Source organism: Streptomyces sp. NPDC002779, assembly GCF_042888685.1.
GTDB lineage: Bacteria > Actinomycetota > Actinomycetes > Streptomycetales > Streptomycetaceae > Streptomyces.
The window spans coordinates 1-1,757 of record NZ_JBIAQC010000077.1; the positions used below are offsets into that span (position 1 = coordinate 1).

At 66.1% G+C, this 1,757-nt stretch carries 1 protein-coding gene and 2 pseudogenes; 2 read left to right on the top strand and 1 reads right to left on the bottom strand.

The genetic code is table 11. The annotated features are described in order from the left end of the window. Positions 1-463: 463 nt before the first annotated feature. Positions 464-662: pseudogene (locus ACFYW5_RS37915) on the top strand (cold-shock protein); the annotation flags it as partial. 246 nt (positions 663-908) lie between these two features. Then, positions 909-1,247 (top strand): WhiB family transcriptional regulator, encoded by a 339-nt coding sequence (locus tag ACFYW5_RS37920; RefSeq protein WP_389421689.1) that lies wholly within the window; start codon positions 909-911, stop codon positions 1,245-1,247. A 139-nt stretch (positions 1,248-1,386) separates the two neighbouring features. Here ACFYW5_RS37920 and ACFYW5_RS37925 read toward each other — a convergent pair. Continuing rightward, positions 1,387-1,757: pseudogene (locus tag ACFYW5_RS37925) on the bottom strand (IS3 family transposase); the annotation flags it as partial.

Here is a 1,757-nt window from a genome sequence, read left to right on the forward strand (position 1 = left end):
CTCCAAGCCTTCGACATCACCTTCGACGGCCGGCTCACCGCCGGACGACGCTGAACAAAACCGACTGAGTTCCACCGTTCGCCACACAGACCCCCCGCCTGAGCGACCAACACGCAGCGACGCACCAGTCGTGACGAAACGGGTGTGTCAAATCGACGTCTGATCGTGGTTGTTGAGGTGTTCAAAGAGCAGCCGGGGTGAGCCGGCCTTCGAAGGTGATCCGGAAGGCGTTCAGCGGTGCTTTCCAGCGCATGGTCCATTTCTTGCGGCCCGCAGAAGCTCACACGGGTGGAGCGGCAGGACGCCGGTGAGCCGCTGAGTGCGCCGACGAAGCTTCACTACCTCCCTAACGCAATCGGTGGATCCTGACCGGAGACGGGGACTCTGCTTTCTCGGGCATCGCCGGGGAGATGATCCTCCTTGAGTCCGCGCCGTGCGGGACTGCAACATGAGAAGCATTGACGTGGCAACGGGAACCGTGAAGTGGTTCAACGCGGGAAAGGGCTTGGGCTTCATCGAGCAGGACGGCGGAGGCCCCGACGTCTTCGCCCATACTCCAACATCAACGCCCCGGCTTCCGTGAGCTCCAGGAAGGCCAGAAGGTCTGCTGCAACGTCGCACAGGGCCAAAAGGGCCCGCAGACAGAGAACATCACCCCCGGCCTGATCCCTACCGCCTGCGAAGGGAACCGAAGGATGCGTGCCCCAAGGGAAGTCAACCCCTCAGCGCGGCGGAGCCCGTCCTGCGCACGCCGGAATACTCACCGGCCGCACGGAGATCGCACGCACTTGCGAGACAATGCTGGAAGGGATGACAACCCGACACCGCTGTTCCGCGTGCGGACGAACTGTCATACGGTCGGGAGCACTTGCCACTCGCTGGTGCCTCAGGCCAGCGGGACAAGCCAGATCAGAGAGGGCGGGGCTGTGGGGACTTTCGGTGAGGAATGGGGCGGACAGGCCAAATGCCGGACCGTCGAACCGGACGAGTTATTCGTCGACGGGGCCGCCCAGAACAGGGCAAAAGTTGTCTGCGCAGGCTGCCCGGTACGCACGGAATGCCTCGCCCATGCCCTGGACAGAAGGATCGAGCACGGCATCTGGGGCGGCATGACCGAACGCGAACGACGTGCCCTCCTGCGCCGTCGCCCCCTGGTGACGTCCTGGCAGGACCTGCTCGAATCCGCACGCCACCAGCATGAACTGCACACGCGGGACCATTCGCAGTGCAAGTCTGCGGTCGGATGACACCCATCGTGTCGCGCCCTCCCCTCAGCCGTCACAGGATGATGAGCTTGGCGGCGAGGTGGCGAACAGCGTGGCCATGCCGCGTGCGTCCTGGCCGCCGCCCCATGTACATGGTGTCCAAGACCCCGGGTCAAGATCCGGGCAGGTAGGTGATGTCGCCGACGTACTTCGCGTTCGGCTTGTCCGCGGTGAAGTCGCGGCCGATCAGGTCCGGGGCCTTGGCCGCGGCCGGGTCGGGGACGGTGGTGCGGTGCCGGCGGCGCAACCGGACCCCTTCGATCCCGGAGGCCCGCATGATCCTCGCGACCCGCTTGTGGTTGACCGCCTCACCGCTGGTCTCGCGGAGCTCGGCGGTGATCCTCGGGGCTCCATAGGTGCCGTCCGATTCCTGGTGCACGGCCCGTATCCGGGCGGCCAGGCGGGCGTCGGCCGCCTGCCGGGCGGCCCGGTCCGCTGCTGTCCGGCGCCAGTAGTAGAAGCTCGAGCGGGCGACGCCGAGGATGCTGCACA